Here is a 20,951-nt window from a genome sequence, read left to right as displayed (position 1 = left end):
CGCGATGAGTTCAACGCGCGTGAGCTGCAAGCATGATACGATCGATGCAAGGCAAGCGGATGATTGGGAGGTTCCAGGCATGGCGGATGCTCTGAAGGGGCGCACGGCGCTCGTGACCGGAGGCTCGCGCGGAATTGGCGCGGCCGTCTGCCGTGCGCTGGCCGAAGCAGGCGCGGCGGTGGCGATCAACTGCCGCGAAAGAATCGGCCAGGCCGAGCAACTGGCGAGCGAGATCGGCAAGCGGGGCGGCCGCGCCATCGTCATCGCCGCCGACGTCTCGCAGCGCGAAGCCGTGGCCGGCATGATCGAGCGCGTCACGGCCGGGCTTGGTCCGATCGACATCCTCGTCAACAATGCCGGCATCGCCATCACACGCAGCGTCGACGATCTCACCGAAGACGATTTCGACCGCACCATCCTGGTCAATCTGAAATCCGCCTTTCTGTGTACGCAGGCGGTGCTGCCGACGATGCGCGCGCGGAAATGGGGCCGTATCGTCAACATCTCATCGGGCGCGGCGCGCGGCGCCGGCGCGATCGGCCCGCATTACAATGCGTCCAAGGCCGGCATGGAGGGGCTGACGCGAGGCTATGCGGCGCGACTGGTGAAGGAAGGCATCACCGTCAATGCGGTGGCGCCCTCGCTGATCGAGACCGACATGATGAGCGGCCAACCCGGCCTCGTCAGCCGCATCCCGCTCGGCCGCTTCGGCACGGCGGAGGAAGTTGCGAAAGCCGTGATGCTGCTGGTCGACAACGCCTACATGACCGGGCAGACCGTCGCGCTGAGCGGCGGGATGGCGTTTAACTGAAGCGGAGCGACGGGCTTGCTTCCCCTCTCCCCGCTTGCGGGATCGGATTGCATCGAAGATGCAATCCGGGTGAGGGGATACAGGTCCCACGGCGATCTCACGTGCGGAGAGAGGCCCTCACCCCGCCCTCTCCCCCAAAAGAACGGGGCGAGGGAGACGAGAGAGCGGACGCTCACCACATCGTCGCGGCAGCGCGCTCCGGCCAGATGCGGTCGTACTCCGCGCCGCCGACCTTGTTGTCACTCATCTCGGCGAGAATCTGACCCGGCGTCGGCAGCGTCTTGGGATCGACGCGCTTGTCCGGATTCCAGAGATCGGAGCGGACGATGGCGCGGGCGCACTGGAAGTAGATTTCCTCCACGTTCATCACCATGACACTGCGCGGCGCCTTGCCATCAACCTTGAACGAGGCCAGCACGTCCGGATCGATCGACAGATGCGCGCGACCATTGGCGCGGACGGCATTGCCGGAGCCGGGGATCAGGAACATCAGCGACACCCTGGGATCGCGCACGATGTTGCGCAGGGAATCGACCCGGTTGTTGCCGCGGCGGTCCGGCAGCATCAGCGTCTTGGGATCGTGAATGCGGACGAAGCCGGGCAGCGCGGCGAGCAATCGATGCCCTCCGGTCCGATGGTGGCGAGCGCGGCGAACGGTGCCTTCTCGATGAAGATGCGGTAGAGCGGCGTGACGTGGTCGGCGACTTTCACGGTCGAGGCGTCATTGGTGGCGCCGTAGATGGCCTCCAGCTGTTCGACCGTTTCGATCACCGTCATTCCACTCTCTCCTTGTTGTTACCCGCAACTAATCTTGCCAGCCTTCATTCCTGATCACGCGCACGAGCTGGCGGCCGTGGTAGTCCGCACTGCCGGCATTGAGGATGGTGACATCGGCCTGCGCCGACGAACCATCGACGCGCGACAACCGCTCGGCGATGTCGCCGTCGCTTTGCCGGGCGCGCGCTGCGAGCCGCTGCGCCAGCACATCGGGCGGCGCCGTGATCGCAACCACAACGACATTAGCATAGGCCTCGCGCAGCGCGGCGATCACGGTGCGTGAGACATTGACGACCACCGCGCGGCCTGCGCGGATGTCATCGTTGATTTCGAGCGGCAGCGCGTAGGCGTGCCCATGCGCCTCCCAGTGCACGGCGAAGTCGCCTTGCTCGCGCGCGCGGCGGAACTCGTCCTGGCTCACGGCGATATTGTCTTCATCGGACGACGATGCACGGGTCACGATGCGGCGCGGGAAGACGATTTCGGGATCATCGATGCAGGCCGCCTGCGCGAGGCGCAGCAGCGTATCCTTGCCGGCGCCGCTGGGGCCGACCACGAGCACGAGCCGGCCGGGGCCGATCGCACCCGCCTCCCCCTGCGCCGTGGTGACCATCTTGCTCATGCGACCCGGCTTCCCTCGCGCCAGACGCTGCGTACCACGGGAACGTGCCCTGCGACATGCACGCGGATCAAATCGGCACGCTTGCCGGTCGCGACCTCGCCGCGGTCGGTGAGGCCGACCGCCTCGGCGGGCGCCTTGGTCACGGTGCGAACCGCGGCCGGCAGGCTGATCGTGGGTACATGCTCGGGCAGTTGCAGCGCGGCCATGAGAAGGCTGGACGGAATGTAGTCCGACGATAGGATGTTGAGCAGGCCTTCGCGGGCGAGATCGACCGCGGCGATGTTGCCGGAATGCGAGCCGCCGCGCACGACGTTCGGCGCCCCCATCAGAATGTCGATGCCGGCCTGATGCAGGCCGCGCGCCGCCTCCAGCGTGGTCGGGAATTCGGCAACCGAAACACGATCCCGCACGGCGTCGGCGACGTTCTCCTCGGTGGTGTCGTCGTGGCTCGCCAGCGGAATGTTGTACTGATGCGCCAGCGCCACGATCTCGCGCATGTTGGCCGCTGCATATTTCTTCTGGTATTCGAAGCGCTTTGCGAACAGCTCGTCGAGCTCGGCATCGGTCTTGCCGCCGCCCTTGCCGCGATAATAGTCGCGCAGCTTGACCTCGTCGCGGAACTGGCGCTGGCCCGGCGTGTGGTCCATCAGCGACATCAGCTTGACGTCGGGACGGTCGATCAGCTCCCTGGCCTCCTCGACCACGCTCGGCATCGGGATTTCGCAGCGCAGATGCAGGAAGTGGTCGGCGCGCAGGAGGCTGGCCTCGCGCGCGGTCGTGATCGCGGCGGCAAGCACGCCGGCGCGGCCATCGACCTCCTCGGCGCCGTCCTCGCGCCAGACCCGGAGCGAATCGAACACGGTGGTGATGCCTGACGTCGCGAGCTGGCCGTCATAGGAGATGACCGCGGCGACCGGATTCCAGAACACCTTCGGCCGCGGCACGTAATGGGCTTCGAGATGGTCGGTATGGAGCTCGATCAGGCCGGGCATGATCAGGTCACCGCCGGCATCCTCGGCGCCGGCGGGCGCAGTCCCATCGCCGATCTCGGCAATGCGTCCGTCGGCAAGAGCCAGCCAGCCCTGCTCGATCACCCGGTCGGCCAGCACGATCCTGGCGTTGGCGATCAATGTGTCCTTCGGCTTGGCGTTCATTTCCCTCTTCCTTCAGGCCGCGGCGGCAAAGCTGGTGACGTCGACGATACGGTCGGCAATCAGATGACGGATTTCGTCGTCATGGACAATGGCGACCATGGCGACGCCCCCGCGCTTCTTCTCGGCAACCAGCTCAACCACGACAGCGCGGTTGGCGGCATCGAGCGAGGCGGTCGGCTCGTCGAGCAGCAGGATCGGCAGGTCCGAAATGAAGCCGCGCGCGATGTTGACGCGCTGCTGCTCGCCGCCGGAGAAGGTCGCGGGCGGAAGCTGCCAGAGGCGCTCGGGAATGTTCAGACGATGCAGCAGGCTGCCAGCGCGCTGCTGCGCTTCGGCCCGGCTCATGCCGTTGACGATCAGTGGCTCCGCGACGACGTCGATGGTGGCAACGCGCGGCACCGCGCGCAGGAACTGGCTGACATAGCCGATGGTGGAACGGCGGATGTTGAGAATCTGCCGCGGCTCGGCGGTGGCGAGATCAATCAGCGCGCCGCGATGGCGGATGCCGATGCGGCCGCTATCGCAACGGTAATTGCCGAAGATCATTTTCAGGATCGACGATTTTCCGGCGCCTGACGGGCCTGACAGAACGACGCATTCGCCCGGATTGACGTGGAAGGTCACGCCGCGCACGACAGGCAGTTCGATGCCGCCCTGCAGGTGCATCGTGAACGTCTTTTGCGCATCGGTAACGTCGATCATGACGGTCATTGGAAAACTCATGGCGGCAGAATCGAGGAGACGAGAAGCTGGGTATAGGGCTCGCGCGGGTCGTCGAGCACCTGGTCGGTGAGACCGGTCTCGATGACGCGGCCGCCCTTCATCACCATCACGCGGTGCGACAGCAGGCGTGCGACCGCGAGATCATGGGTGACGATGATGACGGCGAGATGCAGCTCGGCAACGAGGCTGCGCAGGAGGTCGAGCAGGCGCGCCTGCACGGACACGTCGAGGCCGCCGGTCGGCTCGTCCATGAACACCAGGCGCGGCTCGGTGACGAGGTTGCGCGCGATCTGGAGGCGCTGGCGCATGCCGCCGGAATAGGTGCGCGGTGCATCGTCGATGCGTGCTGTGTCGATCTCGACGCGGGTGAGCCAGTCCGACGCGGTGTCGCGGATGCGGCCGTAGTGATTCCAGCCCACCGCCATCAGCCGCTCGCCGACATTGGCGCCGGCCGAGACCGCCATGCGCAGGCCCTGTGCTGGATCCTGATGCACAAAGCCCCAATCGGTGCGGAACAGGAAGCGACGCTCGGCCTCGCCCAGCGTCGAGAGATCGCGGGTGACACCGTCGCGCATCCGATACGAGACATGGCCGGAACCCGGCGCGAGCTGGCCCGACAGCATTTGCAGCAGCGTCGACTTGCCCGAGCCGGATTCACCGACGATCGCCAGCACCTCGCCGGGATAGAGCGAGAACGACACATCGCGGCAGGCGGCAATGCGGCCAAACGACTTGCTGAGGGACTCCGCGACCAGCAGCGGCTCGTCGTTCTCGACCAGATTCTGATCAGCCATTCGAGGCCTCCTGCGCCTTCTCCTTGTACGGCGCGGCGCTGAGGCTGCCGCGATGGCCGGCGGCCTGGCGGCCCTCGCAATAATCGGTGTCCGAGCAGACGAACATCCGCCCGCCCTGGTCGTCGGTGACGATCTCGTCTAGGTAGGAATTCTCCGCACCGCACAGTGCGCAGGGCGCGTTGAAGCGGTAGGGCTCGAACGGGTGGTCCTCGAAATCGAGCGAGACCACTTGCGTATAAGGCGGGATCGCGTAGATGCGCTTCTCGCGGCCGGCGCCGAACAATTGCAGCGCCGGGCAATTGTCCATCTTGGGATTGTCGAATTTCGGCGTCGGCGACGGGTCCATCACGTAGCGCGCGTTGACCTTGACCGGATAAGCGTAGGCGGTCGCGATGTGGCCGAAGCGGGCGATGTCCTCGTAGAGCTTCACATGCATCAGGCCGTATTCGGCGAGCGCATGCATGCGCCGCGTCTCGGTCTCGCGCGGTTCGAGGAAACGCAGGGGTTCCGGGATCGGCACCTGATAGACCAGAACCTGGTTTTCGTTCAGCGCCTTCTCCGGGATGCGGTGGCGGGTCTGGATCACCGTCGCTTCGTCCGTCGCCGTCGTCGTGGCAACACCGGCGGTCTTGGCGAAGAACTTGCGGATCGAGATCGCGTTGGTGGTGTCGTCGGAGCCCTGGTCGATCACTTTCAAGACGTCCTGCGGTCCAAGGAGCGCTGCGGTCACCTGCACGCCGCCGGTGCCCCAGCCATAGGGCATCGGCATTTCGCGGCTGGCGAACGGCACCTGATAGCCGGGAATCGCGATCGCCTTCAGGATCGCGCGGCGGATCATCCGCTTGGTCTGCTCGTCGAGATAGGCGAAGTTGTAGGCGGGCGCGTTCATTCCGCGGCCTCCTTCATGGCATCCGGCGTATTGGCCTCGGCAAACTCCTGGCGCAGCTTGCGCAGGAGGCCGAGCTCGGACTGGAAGTCGACATAGTGCGGCAGCTTCAGATGCTCGACGAAGCCGGTGGCCTGGACGTTGTCCGAATGCGACATCACGAACTCTTCGTCCTGCGCCGGCGCACGCACCTCCTCGCCGAGCTCGCGGGCGCGCAACGCACGATCGACCAGCGCCATCGACATGGTCTTGCGCTCGCTCTGGCCGAAGGCGAGGCCGTAGCCGCGGGTGAAGCACGGAGCCTCCGTCGCAGACCCCTTGAACTGGTTGACCATCTGGCACTCGGTGAGTTCGATCGCGCCGAGCGGCACGGCGAAGCCGACCTCTTCCGCGAGAAATTCGACCTCGACCTCGCCGAAGCGGATCTCGCCGACAAAAGGATGGTTGCGGCCGTAGCCGCGCTGGGTGGAATAGCCCATCGCGAGGAGAAAGCCTTCGTCGCCACGCGCGAGGTTTTGCAGGCGCAGGTCGCGGTCGGCCGGAAAATTCAGCGGCTCGCGGGTGAGATCGCCGACGCTGGCGCCGTCCTCGGCTTCGGGCGAGGATTCGATCAGCCCGTCGCGGCCGAGAATATCCGTTACGCGCGGCGTCGGCGCTGTGGATGCTTCGGCCGTCGACGGAACCTGCGGCACGACGCCTTGCGCGAGCGAGGGATCGAGCAGGCGGTGCGTGTAGTCGAAGGTGGGCCCGAGGATCTGGCCACCCGGAATGTCCTTGAAGGTCGCGGACACCCGCCGCTGCACCTGCATGGCGCCGGTGTCGACCGGCTCGCTGGTGCCGAAGCGCGGCAAGGTGGCGCGGAAGGCGCGAACCAGGAAGATCGCCTCGATCAGATCGCCGCGCGCCTGCTTGATCGCCAGCGCCGCGAGCTCGCGGTCATAGAGCGAGCCTTCGCTCATGACGCGATCGACGGCGAGGCCAAGCTGCTCCGAGATCTGGTCGAGGGAGATTTCCGCAACGCTTTGATCGCCGCGCCGCTTATGTGCGAGCAGGCGATGGGCGTTCTCGATGGCGCGTTCGCCGCCTTTGACTGCGACATACATGCTTCAGATTCCCTTGCTCACGACGCGCGTGGTGCGCGGGATCGCGACCACGGCATCATCGGCGACCAGCACCATATCGATGCCGTGCGGAAACAGTGCTTCGTTCATACGCAGCCGCTCGAGCAGATCGAGAGGCTTGATCGACGCCTGCAGCGTCGCGACCCCACCGATGCCGGGGCCGCGCAGCTCGAAGCTGCGTCCCGAGTTCAGGCTGTCGACCTGAATGATCACCGTGGTCGAACGGTCCGGATACTCGCTGGTGCCGAGCGCGAATCGCTCGAGCGAAGGCAGCGCATCGCCATCACAGATCAGCGCAAAACTCGCGATCGAGGCGTCCTGCACGACCGGCGCACCGGTGTGGAACTTCAGCCACTTCGTCACATCCGAGTTCTCCGCCATTCCCGCGTCGAGCCAGAGCGGCGTATCGTGGTCGAACAGCGTCAGCGCGATCGCGGCGGTGCCGCGCATCATCGGCCCTGGCGCGCCGACCATCGGCACGATTTGCTGGACGGAGCCCGGCCGTGCCATGGCATCCATGACCGAGCGAAAGGTCGATTGCGCCGACAACACCTTGTCGGCGAAACCCGGCGGCAGCTCCGCAATCGTGGTCATGATCTCACCCCTCACCGCGCACCATGGTGTAGAAATCAACCTTCGTCGCGGCGGTCTCTTCCGCCGCCTGCTTGCGCTTGACCATAAGCTGCTCGCGCAACGGCGCGATAACGCCACGCTCGACGAGCCCGCCGAAATCGCGGGACTGCACCAGCGCATCGCACAGCGCGATCAGCCGCGCCTTCTCACCGTCGCGGCCGAGCGTGTAGCCGAAGCCGACCTCGCCGCTCGCAAGCCGCACCGCCGCGCGCGACACCGTGGCTTCACCGAGATTGAACGGCGCCCCGTCGCCGCCGATCCGGCCGCGCAGCATGACCAGCCCGTTTTCGGGCGCGCGCAGATCCTGATGGGCCGGGAGGGTGAAGTTGCGGAGGCGAGCGGCGATCTCGCCCGCCTCCGCGTGCGCCAGCACGGCCATGGCGGCCTTGCGCTGGGCTTGCTGGCTGTTGTGCTGCGTCACCTGGTCCACCGAACTTGCCGCATCTAAGTTGTCTATGATAATAGACAACTTCATACGGACGCGCCATGACTGTTTCGTGACAATGTTGTGATTTCTGGAGTAGGTTTCGCGCGACATGAGCATGCAGGACACAGCCTCCTCGGGAGTCGCGCTGTGGCGCCTCGTTGCCGACGGCATCGAGCGCGGCATCGCCGACGGCCGCTTTGCGGCCGGCGACAAATTGCCGGGCGAGATGGAGATCGCGGAAACCTATCGCGTCAACCGCCACACCGTGCGCCGCGCGCTGGCCGCGCTTGCCGAGCGCGGCCTGGTGCGCGCCGAGCGCGGCAGCGGAACCTATGTCGAGGCACAGAAGCTCGCCTATCCCCTGCGCTCGCGCACGCGCTTCTCAGAGATCGTCGGCGCGGGCGGACGCGAGCCGCATGGCCGGCTGATCGAGGCGACCGATGACGTCGCGACGCGCGAGCTCGCGCGGGAGCTGGGATTGAAGACCGGCGCGCCCCTGGTGCGGATCGAGGCGATCCGCCTCGCCGACCGTACGCCGATCTGCGTGTCCACGACCTGGCTGTCGGCCGAGCTGTTTCCGGACGCGGGCGCCGTGTTCGCGGCGACGCGCTCGATGACGAAATTGCTCGCGCATTACGGCATCCGCGATTATCGCCGCGGCGCGACCCGGATCACCGCCGGCATCGTCGACGCGACCGACGCCGCAAGACTCGATCTTGCGCTGGGACGGCCGATCCTGGTAGTCGATGCCACCGACCACGATCTCACGGGCAAGCCGCTGGTGACGAAGCATTCGCGCTTTGCCGCGGAGCGGGTCGAGTTTCTGGTGGAGTCGTAGGCCTCTTCCCCTCTCCCCTTGTGGGAGTGCCCACGATCTTTCTCGATCATCAGAAGCGGTGGGCACGCTACGCGTTGACCACCCTACGGCACTGAGGACACGTACCCCTCATCCGGCGCTTCGCGCCACCTTCTCCCACAAGGAAGGAAGAGAGCCGCCTACGCCACCGCCCGCCGGCCGATGATGGCAAACCGCAGCTTGCCCGAGATGAAATCGATTGCGGCGACGGCGACCAGGATCATCAGGATCAGGAACGACACTTTCTGCCACTCCAGCACGCGAATCTGCTCGGCGAGCTGGAGGCCGATGCCGCCGGCGCCGACGATGCCGATGATGGTGGCCGAGCGGGTGTTGGATTCGATGAAGTAGAGCACCTGGCCGGCGATGACGGGCAGGACCTGCGGCAACAGGCCGAAGCGGATCTCGTGCAGCGCGCTGCCGCCGGAGGCGCGGATGCCTTCGACCTGCTTCTGGTCGGCGCCCTCGATCGCCTCCGAGAACAGCTTTCCGAACGCACCGAAATCCGACACGGCGATCGCGAGCACGCCGGCGAACGGGCCGAGCCCGACCACGTTGATCCACACCAGCGCCCAGATCAACGTGTCGACGCCGCGGATCGAATCCAGGAAGCGGCGGACGGGAAAGCGCAGGATGTTCGACGGCACGACGTTGCGCGCCGCGAGCAGGCTGATTGGAAGCGCGAAGACCGCGGCGAGCGTGGTGCCGAGCAGCGCGATCGACAGCGTCTCGCCCAGCGCCTTCAGATAGACCGGCAGCGAAGAGCCGGGATCCGGCGGGATCATCATCAGGCTGATCCAGCCGAGCTGGCTGAGGCCGGCGAAGAAGAGCGACGGCGAGAAATCGAGATCGACGAGGCCGTAAGCGAGGATCGCCAACGCCGCGACGATCATCGCCGGCGTGGCGAGCCGCGCCGAGGCGGGCCGGTCGAACACGTCAGGGTAGCGCGCGCGAATTTGCGCGATATCGACCTGCTGCGGCTTCGTCACGTCCGCGCCTCCTCGCCGAACAGGCGGCCGCGCAGCCAGCCGGTGGTGATGTCGATGATGAAGACCGTGACGACGATGGTGAGCAGGATGGCGCTGACGTCGGAGTAATAGAACTTGCGGATGGCGACGACGAGCTCCTGGCCGATGCCGCCGGCGCCGACGAAGCCCATCACCGAGGCTTCGCGGACGTTGATCTCGAAGCGCAGCAGCGCATAGCTGGCATAGCCCGCCGTCACCTGCGGTACGACCGCAAAACGCATGCAGGAGAGCCAGCTCGCACCTGTCGAGCGAATGCCCTCCACCGGCTTCATGTCGGCATTCTCGACGATCTCCGAGAACAGTTTTCCCAGTGCGCCGGTGGAGTGGATTGCAATCGCCAGCACGCCCGCCATTGGCCCCAGGCCGAAGGCAATCACGAACACCAGCGCGAACACGATGCCGGGAACTGTGCGGGCGAATTCGAGCAGGCGCCGCACGACGAAGCGCAGCCAGGGCGCGGGCGAAGTGTTCTCGGCCGCGAAGAAGTTGAGGGCGAAGGCCAATGTCGCGCCGATCAGAGTTCCGACATAGCTGATGAGCAGGGTCTCACCCAGCATCTTCAGCCATTTGCGCCAGCCCCAGAACCACTCGCCGACATCGGTCCAGACCCGCTGGCCGCTGTCGAGCGTGAGGATGCGGTCGAAATAGCTGACGAAATTGCCGAAATAGGTGAACAGGGTATGCAAATTCACTTCGGCGCCGATCGCGGCGAGCACCAGCGCTGCGGCGAAGACCGCGGCCCCCAACAGGAGACGGAGCCGCCTGCGCGAGACCGCCTGGCGATAGGCGGCATTGAGCGCGGCAAGCTGCTGCTCGGGGAGGATCGAAACCGCTGTCGTCATCGGTCGAAACAGGTCCCGTCAAAGAAAGAGCCGGGTCCTAGGACCCGGCTCGGGTGCATCGTCCCGATGACTCAGGACGCCTTCTTCTTGCGGAGCGCATCGACGAACTTGATCAGCTCGATCGTGCCATCCCAGTCCTTGGTGGTGGCGGGATGAAAGCCCTTCTTCTGGCCGTCCGACAGGCGATCGAACGCGGCCTTGTCCTTGGCCGGCGCGTCGAAGAAAGCCTTGGCGATGGCGGCCTTGGCGTCATCAGGCAGGTCGGAATTGTAGGCATAGGGACCGTTGATGATCGGCGCCGACTTGTGGATGATGCGGAAATCGTCCTTCTTCATCGCCGAGCCGTCGGCGTTCTTCAGCATGCCCTTGGTCAGCATCTGCGCCAGCGTGGAATCGTCGTCGCTGGTCCACTGGTTGGCGGCGACGTCGACCGTGCCTTGCGCCAGCGCGAGCATCGCATTCTCGTGGCTGCCGGTGAAGACGACCTTGCCGAAATAGCCCTCGGCATCGTGGATGCCCATCTTGTCGAGCTCGAAGCGCGGCACGTTGTTGCCCGAGGTCGAGTTCGGGTCGACCAGGCCCAGGTTCTTGCCCTTGAGATCATCGACCTTCTTGTAGGAGCTGCTCGCCTTGACGAAGAACACCGAGTAATAGCCGGTCGAACCGTCGGCATTGATGTCGTTGGCGAACGCGTCGGTCTTGACGCCGGTCAGGCGGGCGCGGGCGAACGAGGCCGAGCCGTAGCTCGCGATGTGGATGTTGCCGGCGCGCTGGCCTTCGATCACAGCGGCGTAGTCGTTGGCGATGCGCAGCGTGACCTTCACGCCCAGCTGCTTCGAGAGGTATTCCACGAACGGGGTCCAGCGCTCGGTGACGCCGGAGGCGTTCTCGGCCGGCACGACCGCAAAGGTCAGTTCGGGATATTTGGCCTTCCAGTCGTTCGCCGAGGCGGACGCCGTGAACGCGAGCGCGGCGGCGCCGGCAAGGATCAGTCTGCGAGTAGTCATGGTATCCTCTTCATCGGTTGAGGTCGGTTGACGCAAAGACTTGAACTAAACAGGCGAGGCTCAGGCCGCCGCGGCCGTCCCGAGCGCCGGAACGCCCCCGGGCGCCGGTACAGGCATGCCGCCCATGACGTCGGCGGCTTCGAGATCGTAGAGCTCGCGCGCCACGTGATCGGTCAGCGCGGACGGCGCACCATCGAACACCACGCGGCCCGCGGCCATGCCGATCAGGCGGTCGCAATAGGTGCGGGCGAGATCGAGCGAATGCAGGTTGCAGAGCACGGTGATGCCGAAATGCTTGTTGATGCGCAGCAGTGCATCCATGACGATCTTGGTGTTGCGCGGATCGAGCGAGGCGATCGGCTCGTCGGCGAGGATGATGTCGGGCTGCTGCACCAGCGCGCGGGCAATCGCGACGCGCTGCTGCTGACCGCCGGAGAGCTGGTCGGCGCGCTGGGCGGCGAGCGAGGCAATGTCGAACTGCTCGAGCGCGGACATCGCCAGCGCCTTGTCCTGCTCGGGCCAGGCCTGCGACAACGAGCGCCAGGCGGGCATCGTCGCAAGCCGCCCCATCAGGACGTTGGTCAGAACATCGAGCCGGCCGACCAGGTTGAACTGCTGGAAGATCATCGCCGAGCGCGCGCGCCACTGCCGCAGCTCCTTGCCGCGCAGCAAGGTGACGTCGACGCCGTCGAACAGGATGCGGCCCCCGGTCGGCGTCACCAGGCGGTTGATGGTCCGCAGCAATGTCGACTTGCCGGCGCCGGATCGCCCGATCACACCGACGAAGCCGCCGGGGGACACTTGAAACGAAGCGTCATCCACCGCGGCTTTTGCGCCGAAGCGACACGTCAGACCATCCACCACCAGCATGCAGGGACTCCAGAGTAGCTGGGCCAACCGCTAACGCCGGCGCTTAACACTTGTGTGACAGCGCCGTTGCGGTGCGGCGATCCTACACACCTCATCCGCTGTCATCTCGGCGTCATGATATCGTCATCAAGCCGCTCGAAGAGAGACGCCCGCCCTCGCACCTCGGATGCAACATGGCCGCGAAAGCCCTTTCGGTTCAGCCGACCATCGATCCCTCGGCCAAGCTGCACGAGACCAGGCTCGGCGCCTATACCGAGGTCGGCGCGCGCACGATCCTGCATGAAGTGGCGATGGGCGATTACTCCTATGTCGTGAACGATTCGCAGATCACCTACACGACGATCGGAAAGTTCTGCTCGATCGCGGCGATGACGCGCATCAACCCCGGCAACCATCCGATGCATCGCGCGACGCAGGCGCATTTCACCTATCGTTCGAGCGCTTATTTCGAAGGCGAGGGCGACGATGCCGAGTTCTTCGACTGGCGGCGCCAGCATCACGTTCATATCGGCCACGACGTCTGGATCGGCCATGGCGCCATCGTGCTGCCGGGCCGCAACATTGGTACCGGCGCGGTGATCGCAGCCGGCGCGATCGTCACCAAGGACGTGCCGGCCTACACCATCGTCGCCGGCAATCCGGCGCGGATCGTACGGCGGCGGTTCTCGGAGGAGATCGCGGGGCGCCTCGGGAAGCTCGCCTGGTGGGACTGGGATCACGACAAATTGCGCGAGGCGCTGCCCGATTTCCGCAAGCTCGGGATTGAAGATTTTCTTTCGGCATACGAAGCACGGGCGGGCTCTCTCACCAATTCTCCTGCCAGCAAACGAAGCGCAGTCGCGTGACAGACATATTCCTTGAAGGCGGCCGGGCCCTGATCGGCGCCGAGCTCATCGAAACCTCACTTCTCGTGTCCGGGACAGACATCGCGGAGGTGGGCGCTTCTCGCGGCCGGGCGGGGCTGGCGATTGATGCACGTAACCTGCTGTTGCTGCCCGGCATCGTCGACCTGCACGGCGATGCCTTCGAGCGACAGATGATGCCGCGCGCCGGCGTCGATTTTCCGATCGACGTCGCGCTCGCCGACAGCGACCGCCAGGCGATCAGCAACGGCATCACCACCGTGTTTCACGCCGCGACCTGCTCGTGGGAGCCGGGCCTGCGCTGCGCCGACAATGCGCGCGGCCTGATGGAGGCGATCGAGCGGCAGCGTCCGCAATTCGCCGCCGACACCCGCTTCCATCTGCGCCACGAGACCTACAATCTCGACGCGGAGGCCGAGATCGCCCAATGGCTCGCCGAAGGCCGGGTCGACCTGCTCGCCTTCAACGACCACATGGACGGCACCGTCGCCGACATGGCCAAACCGCGCAAGCGCAACCGGATGGTGGAGCGCACCGGCCTTTCGAGCGAAGAATTCGACCTTCTGGTCGAGCGCGTGATCTCGCGCGCCGACGAGGTGCCGGCTTCGGTGTCGCGCCTGGCCGCTTCTGCCCGCGCGGCGGAGGTGCGGATGCTCTCGCACGATGACGCGACGCCGGCGATGCGGCATGCGTTTCGCGAGCTCGGCGCGACAATCGCGGAGTTTCCGATCAACGAGGAGACGGCGCGGGCGGCAGCCAGCCACGGCGATGCCATCGTCTATGGCGCGCCGAACGTCGTGCGCGGCGGCAGTCACACCGGCTGGACCAGGGCATCCGACATGATTGCCAAGGGGCTCTGCTCGGTGCTGGCGTCAGACTATTATTATCCCGCACAGCTGCTCGCCGCATTCCGGCTCGCGGCAGATGGTGTGGTGCCGCTGGTACAGGCCTGGGATTTGGTCTCCGCCAGTCCTGCCCGCGCGACCGGCCTCACCGATCGCGGCACCCTCGCGGAGGGACGCCGCGCCGACATTCTCCTCGTCGACGACAGCGTCAAGCTGCGGCCGCGGCTGATCGCGGTGATCTCGGGCGGCAAGCTCGTGCATCTCACCGATGCGACACGGCTGCTCACCGCCGTGGCGGCGCCGCGCGAGGCTGTCGTCGCCGCGTAAAACCGCTATGCTGAGACGATGACAGGATTTCCCCGCTACGCGGTCTATTTTGCCGCAGGCGCCGACAGCGCCCTCTCCCGCTTCGGCGCCGAGCTGCTCGGCTACGATGCCTATACCGGCGACGAGCTGCCCTTCCCGCGCGAGGCGCTGCAAATTGCGCCGGACTGGCGTGACATCAGCGCAGATCCCCGCAAATACGGCTTTCATGCCACGCTGAAGGCGCCCATGGCTCTGGCGTTAAGCAAGACCGAAGCCGAGCTGATGGCTGCGTGTGCGGCCTTCGCCGGCAGGGCACGGCCGCTTCCGGTGATCCGTCCCGTCGTGGATGCCATCAGCGGCTTCATCGCCGTCATTCCGGCCGAGCCGGTCGATACGCTCCAGGACCTGGCAGCCGACAGCGTCCGCGATTTCGACGCTTTCCGTGCGCCGCTGACGCCGGAAGATCGCGCACGGCGCAAGCCCGAAAAGCTCGGCGAGCGACAGCGCGACTATCTCGACCGCTGGGGCTATCCTTACGTCATGGAAGAATTCCGCTTCCACATGACGCTGACGGGACGGCTCGATGCGGAGCGGCGCGGGCCGATTCTGCAAATGCTGCGGGGGCGGTTTGCGGCGTTGAAGCTCGATGCGCTTGAGATCGATCGCATCGCGCTGTTCAAGCAGGATGACGCAAAGGAAAGGTTCCGCATCATCGGCGAATGGGCTCTGGCACGGTAGACCTCAGCGCCAGCTCGCAAGATTGAAGGCGAGCGCCACCGCGCCGACCAGAACGAGGCTGGTCGCCCAGACCGCATCCAGGTTGAACCAGCTTCGCGAGACGAACTTCAATCCCAGATAGCGGTAGACCAGCCACGCCAGACATCCGCCGGCGCTGATCATGGCGGCAACGTGCACCAGGGACACCAGCACCGCCATCCCGACACTCGCCTTCATCAACTCGCCCGCCGCCTCATGGCCGGCATCGAGCTCGAAGGCCTGGCAAAGCCCGAGATAGATCGGCACCAGCATCAAGGCGGCGCCGTGAGCAATGGCGACGGCAAACGACCAGAGCGCCAATTGCGTCGGTGGGATTCGTGCCAGCGCGCGGGGATGGCGCCCAACGATCAACCGATAGACGCCGAAGCCGATGACGAGAAGGCTCGCGACCAGCTGGATCGGACGCTGCCACTCCGCCAGCACGAGCAGGAACGCGAATGGCAGCAGCACGAGAAGCGTGGCCAGGAGATGCCCGGCCGACAAGGCCCACAAGGCGCGGAGGAGCGCGCGCGGGCTCTTGTCCATGAGCCCCGCCGAAACGGCGAGCGGCCATCCCATGCCAGGATTGATCCCGTGGTAGAGACCGCTCGCAACAAGAGCGAGCCACAGCCAGCCGAGTGCCGGGCTCGCGTGCCCCCAATCTAGACCGACGGATAGCAAAAGGAGTCCGTCGAACAATCGCCGCCCTCGAGCCTGATCTGGTGCGCACGATATCCGTCGGGGAAGCTCACGAAATAGTTCTTGTCGAGCTCGAGGCCGCCGTTGCGACCGACATTGGCCATGACCTCGACGCCCGGAACGCCATCGGGATAGAACTGGTCGTCCCAGGTGGAATAGAGCGAATTGGTCCAGTAGACGCGCTTGCCGTCGCGGCTGATCTCGACCATCTGCGGACCCGCCGCAAATGGCTTGCCGTTCGGATGGGGCGTGCGGCGCGCGATGCCGCCGATGTGGACGGAGCCCGCAAGCTTCGGCTGGCGCGGATCACTGACGTCATACTGGCGCATTTCACCCGTGCCCCAGCACGAGACGTAGAGAAACCGGTCGTCCATCGAGAGGTCGATGTCGGTCACCAGCGGCGGCACCGCGCCAAATCCCTGCAGCAGCGGCGGGAGCTTCTCCTTGGGCGCGGGCTCGGGTGGGATCGTCGCCGTCTTCTCGGCATGGAATGTCCCGCCTTCGCGCCACCAGGTCCAGATCGATGCTTCAAGGTTGGTGGTGTCGACCACGACGCCAACGAAGCCGTACTCGCGAACCGGATCGTGCGCCGGTCGCACCTCCAGCGCCATCTGATGATTGGCGCCGAGGTCGATGGTCTGGACGTTGCGACGGGCGCGAAGATCCCAGAAGTGGAGACGATGGCCATATTTGTTCGACAGCAGATCTTCCGGGACGATCCCGTTCTCGAACTGCGGCGGCAATGCCCATTCGCTCGTCACCATGTAGTCGCGCGGCAGGTTCCACCAGAAATCATAATGCAGCGTCTGCGGACCGCGGTCGATCTCCCATCGCCCCAGGACCTCGAAGGTCTCGCAATCCATGATGAAAACGCCGGGAGGACCGTTGGTGCCGTCCTTGCCGCCGCCGCCCAGCGTGCTCACGTAAATGCCGTCCGGCCCGCAATGGATCGTGTGCGGCCGCGAGTAGCCGGTCTTCTTGAAGACCTCCTCCGGCTCGATGATCTTGTGGATCTTGGCCTTCGTCGGATCGGGCTTGGTATCGATGACGTAGATCCGCGACGAGCGGAGCCCTGGGATGATGAGATAGCGCCGCTCGATGAAGGCGTGTCCGGCGAGCGGCGACAGGGCGGAGGAGCAGGCATTCCAGCCAAAGTGATGAAACTCATCGCCCTTGTTGGGCATCGTGACGGTATGGACGATCTGGCTATAGGTCGGCGATCCCGGCTTGACGTCGATGACCGCGAGAGCATCCGGCTTCGAGAAATCCGGACTGAGCAGCAACGTGTAGGCAAAGTTCTCCGCAGGCGCTTCCATCGCAAGCTTGGGCGATGCGTGAAAGGTGGGATCCGGCCTCATCGTCATGGCACTGCCTCCCTGTTCTGTCGGTTCGCGCCAACTTGGCTCGGGATAACGGCATAATGAAGAGGTGTTCGGCGACGTTTCGAGATTGCTCCGCGGGGCCTGGTTGGCGGGCGTACAATATGCCATCGCGGAGCTGCGGGAAACGGCCCGGGGCCGCGCTAATTCGACGCCTTCAGCCCGGCGGAATACGGCCGGAGCTCGTAGCTCACATCCGGTGTCGTCCCGGCCTGGTGCGCAATTGCGCACGGGAGCCAGGACCCGTATCCGCAGCGAGAAGTTTGGCGCGAGCTGGTAACCCAAAGTCTTCGCCAAACCACTCCCTGTGGATATGGATCCCCGATCTGCGCGCGCTTCTTGCGCGCTTGTCCGGGACGACAATGAATGGTCTGGCGCCGCTACTTCCCCCACCGCAGCGCCAGCGCGTCGCGTTCCTTGGCGAGTTCCAGCAGGCCGGCGCGCGTCGCCGGATGCAGCGGCTGCAAGGGATGCCGTACCATCTCGGATTTGATCACGCCGCCGGCCTGCATCATGACCTTGCAGGCGATCAGTCCGCATTGGCGGTTTTCGTAGTTGATCAGCGGCAGCCAGCGTTCGTAGGCGGCCTTCGCCTTCTCGCGATCGCCGGCGAAATAGGGATCGATGATCTGGCGGATGCCGTCGGGATAGCCGCCGCCGGTCATGGCGCCGGTGGCGCCGGCGTCGAGATCGGCCAGCAGCGTGATCGCCTCCTCGCCGTCCCAGGGACCTTCGATATCCTTGCCGCCGGCCTCGATCAGGCTGCGGAGCTTCGAAGCCGCGCCCGGCACCTCGATCTTGAAATAGCGGATGTTGGAGAATTCGCGCGACAGCCGCGCCAGCAGCTCGACCGAGAGCGGCGTGCCCGCCACCGGCGCATCCTGAATCATGATGGGAATGTCGATCGCGCCCGAGAGCACCTTGAAGAACTCGACGATGCCCTTCTCCGGCACGCGGAAGGTCGCGCCATGATAGGGCGGCATCACCATCACCATGGCGGCCCCCGCCGCTTCGGCCTGCTTGCTGCGCGCGGCGCACACGGCCGAGCTGAAATGCGTCGTGGTGACGATCACGGGGACCCGGCCAGCGACATGTTCCAGCACCGTATGCATCACGGTCTCGCGCTCGGCATCGGTGAGCACGAACTGCTCGGAGAAATTGGCGAGGATGCAGAGACCGTGTGAGCCGGCATCGATCATGAAGTCGATGCAGCGGCGCTGGCCCTCGAGGTCGAGCTCGCCGCGCTCGTCGAAGATGGTGGGCGCGACCGGGAACACGCCGCGATACGGGCGCTGGGCCTTGTGGGGGGTGACCGGCATCGAACTCTCCATCCCTGATGTGTCTTACGTCCGTCGCCGCACTCGCGCGGCGTGGCTGACACATCTACCCGTCGCGCGGACCGGCGGCAATGCCCCGCGCGACACCTGATGAAGAGACGACGAGATTATGCCGTCTTCACGGCTCCCAAGAAGCCTTCGACCACGACGCGGAGACGATCGGCATCGGCCGACATCTTCTTGACGGAGTCCGACAGCACCGTGCCGGCGTTGCCGGTCTCCTGGTTGAGCCTCGCGACGCTGCCGATGGTGTCGGTGACCTCGCGGGTGCCCTGGGCTGCCTGCTGGAAATTTCGCGAGATCTCGGTGGTGGCCGCGCGCTGCTGCTCGACGGCGGCGGCGATTGCCGTCATCTTCTCGTCGATGCCACTGATGGCGCCGCCGATCGAGCGGATCGCGGTGACGGCCTGGCCGGTGGCCCCCTGGATCTCCTCGACCTGGCGCGAGATCTCTTCGGTCGCTGTGGCCGTCTGGGAGGCGAGGCTCTTGACCTCGCCGGCGACCACGGCGAAGCCGCGGCCGGCCTCGCCTGCGCGCGCAGCTTCAATGGTGGCGTTCAGCGCCAGAAGGTTGGTCTGGGCCGCGATGGCGTTGATCATCTTCACGACCTCGCCGATGCGGCTCGCGGTCTGATCGAGGATCTCGACGATGGCGTTGGTTTGCTCGGCCTGTGCCACGGCCTCGCGGGCCTCGCGTGCGCTCGACTGTACCTGTGCGGAGATCTCCCCGACGGATGCGGAAAGCTCCTCGGTCGCGGCCGCGATGGTCTCGAGGTTGTTGGTGGCTTGCTCGGCCGCGGACGAGACCGCGGCGGTCTGGCTGCTCGATTCCAGGACCAGCGAGCGTACGCCGGTCGCGGTCGCGTCGAGCTCCCGCGTCGAGGCCACGACGCTCTGGATGACCGCCTGCACGGTATCGTCGAAGCTGCGGCAGGCCGCATCGACGGTGCCGGAGCGGGCGAGCTGAAGCGCCTGCTGCGATTCGCGTTCCTGGCCCAGCCGTTCCGCGGTCGCCGCGCTCTCGCGCAGGCTTTCGAGCGCAGCAGCCATGGTGCCGAACTCGTCGGGATGCCGGGATTGCGGAACCGGTGTCGCATAGTCGCGGGCGCTGATGCGCGCGATCGCGTTGAGGATTGCGCGCACCGGCCGCATGAGGCGATTGCGCACCACGAACACGGCGGCCAGGATCACGGCCAGCGCGAGCAGGAACGCGAAAGACTGCACGATGAGATTGGTCAGGGCCTTCGCCTGCACGGCCTCGGCGTGCGCGATCGACAGGTCGAGCGCTTTGCTGGCGATCGCGACGATGGATGCGAAGGGTGACTGGCACAGCGCATTCCACTCCGCAGCGGGCATCGCGGGCTTGCCGCTGCCGTCGAAATTCCTGGTGATCTCTCCCATCTTCTTGAGCGCGCCGTCGGTCTTTGCCCGCGCCTCCTTCGCCGCCTCGACCAGATCTGCGGCCACGTCGGGCGCGGCCAGCAGTTCGTCCATGCCGGTCCAGCCGAAGGCAACGGTTCCGTTCCAGCCGGCCACCGTCTGCTTCTGGTTTTCGTCGAGCGGCTTGCTGGTGTTGACGTTCGGCCGCAGCGTCGAGCACGGGATGCCGTAGCGGTCGCGCACCTGCCAGGCGAGCCGGCGGACCTGAATCATGCGGGCGATGAACGGATCGTTAATCCAGGCGCGGTTCGACACCGCGGTGGAGACCAGGTTGGCGGTATCGATCACCTTGGTGATGGAATCGTACCAGATGCTGGTACGCTCCAGCTTGCGCTCGGCGCGCGGCTGCTTCGCCTCGTCGTAGAAAAGCTGGAATTTCTTCAGCCTCGCTCCAGCGCTGCTTCAGCGTGCTGGCGAGCTTGTCGCGCCGGGCGAATTCGACCGTCGCGAGCGCAGCGACAATCGCGTCATAGCCGGCGTGTTCGGCCTTATCGGCGGCATCGAGCTTGGCGCGTGGATCGTCCTCGCCAAGCAACGCACTCTGGGCGTCGCCGCGATTGTTGCGCAGCGCGACCACGCCATGGAAGATCGCCTTGTCGGCGGCGGCAAGCCGGGCCGTCTCGAGACTGTCGCTGTAGCGGCCGAATGCTCCGGCCATCTGGATCGCCGTGCTGGTGAGCGCGCCAGCCGCCAGCAGAGCCATCAAGACCAGGAGAGCGTGCTTACCGATTTCTTAAGAATTGACATGGACCGAAGACCTGCTTGTCGCGAGCAGT

At 65.7% G+C, this 20,951-nt stretch carries 20 protein-coding genes and 2 pseudogenes; 5 read left to right on the top strand and 17 right to left on the bottom strand.

Annotated features, from left to right (window positions below):
- Positions 1 to 79: 79 nt before the first annotated feature.
- Positions 80 to 811, top strand: a complete 732-nt coding sequence (locus tag P6U28_RS34970) for an SDR family NAD(P)-dependent oxidoreductase (RefSeq protein ID WP_407120672.1) — start codon at positions 80 to 82, stop codon at positions 809 to 811.
- Positions 812 to 983: 172 nt separating this feature from the next.
- Here the strand turns inward: P6U28_RS34970 and P6U28_RS34965 are convergent.
- The 9 genes and pseudogenes from P6U28_RS34965 to phnG form a co-directional block, all read right to left on the bottom strand.
- Positions 984 to 1,588: pseudogene (locus tag P6U28_RS34965) on the bottom strand (pyridoxamine 5'-phosphate oxidase family protein).
- Between the two features lie 28 nt (positions 1,589 to 1,616).
- Entirely contained in the window at positions 1,617 to 2,210 is a 594-nt protein-coding gene (gene phnN / locus P6U28_RS34960; RefSeq protein WP_209295485.1) for a phosphonate metabolism protein/1,5-bisphosphokinase (PRPP-forming) PhnN, read from the bottom strand.
- Positions 2,207 to 3,364, bottom strand: a complete 1,158-nt coding sequence (locus tag P6U28_RS34955; RefSeq protein ID WP_407120671.1) for an alpha-D-ribose 1-methylphosphonate 5-triphosphate diphosphatase — start codon at positions 3,362 to 3,364, stop codon at positions 2,207 to 2,209. Before P6U28_RS34955 ends, phnN begins: the two co-directional genes overlap by 4 nt.
- Before the next feature lie 12 nt (positions 3,365 to 3,376).
- Complete coding sequence (gene phnL / locus P6U28_RS34950) at positions 3,377 to 4,075, bottom strand: phosphonate C-P lyase system protein PhnL (protein ID WP_164937042.1); 699 nt, start codon at positions 4,073 to 4,075, stop codon at positions 3,377 to 3,379.
- Between the two features lie 8 nt (positions 4,076 to 4,083).
- Complete coding sequence (phnK, locus tag P6U28_RS34945; RefSeq protein WP_122405955.1) at positions 4,084 to 4,881, bottom strand: phosphonate C-P lyase system protein PhnK; 798 nt, start codon at positions 4,879 to 4,881, stop codon at positions 4,084 to 4,086.
- Positions 4,874 to 5,770, bottom strand: a complete 897-nt coding sequence (locus P6U28_RS34940) for an alpha-D-ribose 1-methylphosphonate 5-phosphate C-P-lyase PhnJ (RefSeq protein ID WP_122405956.1) — start codon at positions 5,768 to 5,770, stop codon at positions 4,874 to 4,876. The genes phnK and P6U28_RS34940 overlap by 8 nt, the downstream gene beginning before the upstream one ends.
- Positions 5,767 to 6,870: a carbon-phosphorus lyase complex subunit PhnI gene (locus P6U28_RS34935; RefSeq protein WP_122405957.1), complete on the bottom strand. Its 1,104-nt coding sequence runs from the start codon at positions 6,868 to 6,870 to the stop codon at positions 5,767 to 5,769. Before P6U28_RS34935 ends, P6U28_RS34940 begins: the two co-directional genes overlap by 4 nt.
- A 3-nt stretch (positions 6,871 to 6,873) precedes the next feature.
- Positions 6,874 to 7,482 carry a phosphonate C-P lyase system protein PhnH gene (gene phnH, locus P6U28_RS34930; RefSeq protein ID WP_209295481.1) on the bottom strand — a complete coding sequence of 203 codons (609 nt, stop codon included), beginning with the start codon at positions 7,480 to 7,482 and terminating at the stop codon, positions 6,874 to 6,876.
- Between the two features lie 4 nt (positions 7,483 to 7,486).
- On the bottom strand, positions 7,487 to 7,951 hold the full coding sequence (phnG, locus tag P6U28_RS34925) for a phosphonate C-P lyase system protein PhnG (protein ID WP_209295524.1): 465 nt from the start codon (positions 7,949 to 7,951) through the stop codon (positions 7,487 to 7,489).
- A gap of 106 nt (positions 7,952 to 8,057) precedes the next feature.
- On the opposite strand from phnG, the gene phnF reads away from it, so the two are divergent.
- Entirely contained in the window at positions 8,058 to 8,786 is a 729-nt protein-coding gene (phnF, locus tag P6U28_RS34920) for a phosphonate metabolism transcriptional regulator PhnF (RefSeq protein WP_209295480.1), read from the top strand.
- Positions 8,787 to 8,944: 158 nt separating this feature from the next.
- On the opposite strand, the gene phnE (P6U28_RS34915) is transcribed toward phnF, so the two are convergent.
- The 4 genes from phnE (P6U28_RS34915) to phnC form a co-directional block, all read right to left on the bottom strand.
- Positions 8,945 to 9,793 (bottom strand): phosphonate ABC transporter, permease protein PhnE, encoded by an 849-nt coding sequence (gene phnE / locus P6U28_RS34915; RefSeq protein WP_407120670.1) that lies wholly within the window; start codon positions 9,791 to 9,793, stop codon positions 8,945 to 8,947.
- Positions 9,790 to 10,674 (bottom strand): phosphonate ABC transporter, permease protein PhnE, encoded by an 885-nt coding sequence (gene phnE, locus P6U28_RS34910; protein ID WP_407120669.1) that lies wholly within the window; start codon positions 10,672 to 10,674, stop codon positions 9,790 to 9,792. Before phnE (P6U28_RS34910) ends, phnE (P6U28_RS34915) begins: the two co-directional genes overlap by 4 nt.
- A 71-nt stretch (positions 10,675 to 10,745) precedes the next feature.
- Positions 10,746 to 11,681: a phosphonate ABC transporter substrate-binding protein gene (gene phnD, locus P6U28_RS34905; RefSeq protein WP_407120668.1), complete on the bottom strand. Its 936-nt coding sequence runs from the start codon at positions 11,679 to 11,681 to the stop codon at positions 10,746 to 10,748.
- 60 nt (positions 11,682 to 11,741) lie between these two features.
- Entirely contained in the window at positions 11,742 to 12,551 is an 810-nt protein-coding gene (gene phnC, locus P6U28_RS34900; protein WP_407120667.1) for a phosphonate ABC transporter ATP-binding protein, read from the bottom strand.
- A 173-nt stretch (positions 12,552 to 12,724) separates the two neighbouring features.
- On the opposite strand from phnC, the gene P6U28_RS34895 reads away from it, so the two are divergent.
- The 3 genes from P6U28_RS34895 to P6U28_RS34885 are packed head-to-tail and all read left to right on the top strand — an operon-like array spanning position 12,725 to position 15,303.
- Positions 12,725 to 13,396, top strand: coding sequence for a chloramphenicol acetyltransferase (locus P6U28_RS34895; protein WP_407120666.1), 672 nt, complete (start codon positions 12,725 to 12,727; stop codon positions 13,394 to 13,396).
- On the top strand, positions 13,393 to 14,586 hold the full coding sequence (locus tag P6U28_RS34890) for an alpha-D-ribose 1-methylphosphonate 5-triphosphate diphosphatase (RefSeq protein ID WP_407120665.1): 1,194 nt from the start codon (positions 13,393 to 13,395) through the stop codon (positions 14,584 to 14,586). Before P6U28_RS34895 ends, P6U28_RS34890 begins: the two co-directional genes overlap by 4 nt.
- 18 nt (positions 14,587 to 14,604) lie before the next feature.
- Positions 14,605 to 15,303: a DUF1045 domain-containing protein gene (locus P6U28_RS34885; protein ID WP_209295476.1), complete on the top strand. Its 699-nt coding sequence runs from the start codon at positions 14,605 to 14,607 to the stop codon at positions 15,301 to 15,303.
- A gap of 3 nt (positions 15,304 to 15,306) precedes the next feature.
- Here the strand turns inward: P6U28_RS34885 and P6U28_RS34880 are convergent, their stop codons facing one another.
- The 4 genes and pseudogenes from P6U28_RS34880 to P6U28_RS34865 all read right to left on the bottom strand — a co-directional run bounded on the left by P6U28_RS34880 (position 15,307) and on the right by P6U28_RS34865 (position 20,922).
- Positions 15,307 to 15,900 (bottom strand): hypothetical protein, encoded by a 594-nt coding sequence (locus P6U28_RS34880; RefSeq protein WP_209295475.1) that lies wholly within the window; start codon positions 15,898 to 15,900, stop codon positions 15,307 to 15,309.
- An 83-nt stretch (positions 15,901 to 15,983) separates the two neighbouring features.
- Positions 15,984 to 17,384: a selenium-binding protein SBP56-related protein gene (locus tag P6U28_RS34875; protein WP_407120664.1), complete on the bottom strand. Its 1,401-nt coding sequence runs from the start codon at positions 17,382 to 17,384 to the stop codon at positions 15,984 to 15,986.
- A gap of 395 nt (positions 17,385 to 17,779) precedes the next feature.
- Complete coding sequence (locus P6U28_RS34870; RefSeq protein WP_129144576.1) at positions 17,780 to 18,718, bottom strand: dihydrodipicolinate synthase family protein; 939 nt, start codon at positions 18,716 to 18,718, stop codon at positions 17,780 to 17,782.
- Positions 18,719 to 18,843: 125 nt separating this feature from the next.
- Positions 18,844 to 20,922 (bottom strand): annotated as a pseudogene (locus P6U28_RS34865) (methyl-accepting chemotaxis protein).
- Between the last annotated feature and the right edge of the window lie 29 nt (positions 20,923 to 20,951).

Origin of the sequence: Bradyrhizobium sp. STM 3561 (assembly GCF_045571455.1) — a bacterium.
GTDB lineage: Bacteria > Pseudomonadota > Alphaproteobacteria > Rhizobiales > Xanthobacteraceae > Bradyrhizobium > Bradyrhizobium vignae.
Note: the sequence above shows the minus strand (reverse complement) of the source record. Positions and strands in the feature narration are given on the sequence as shown.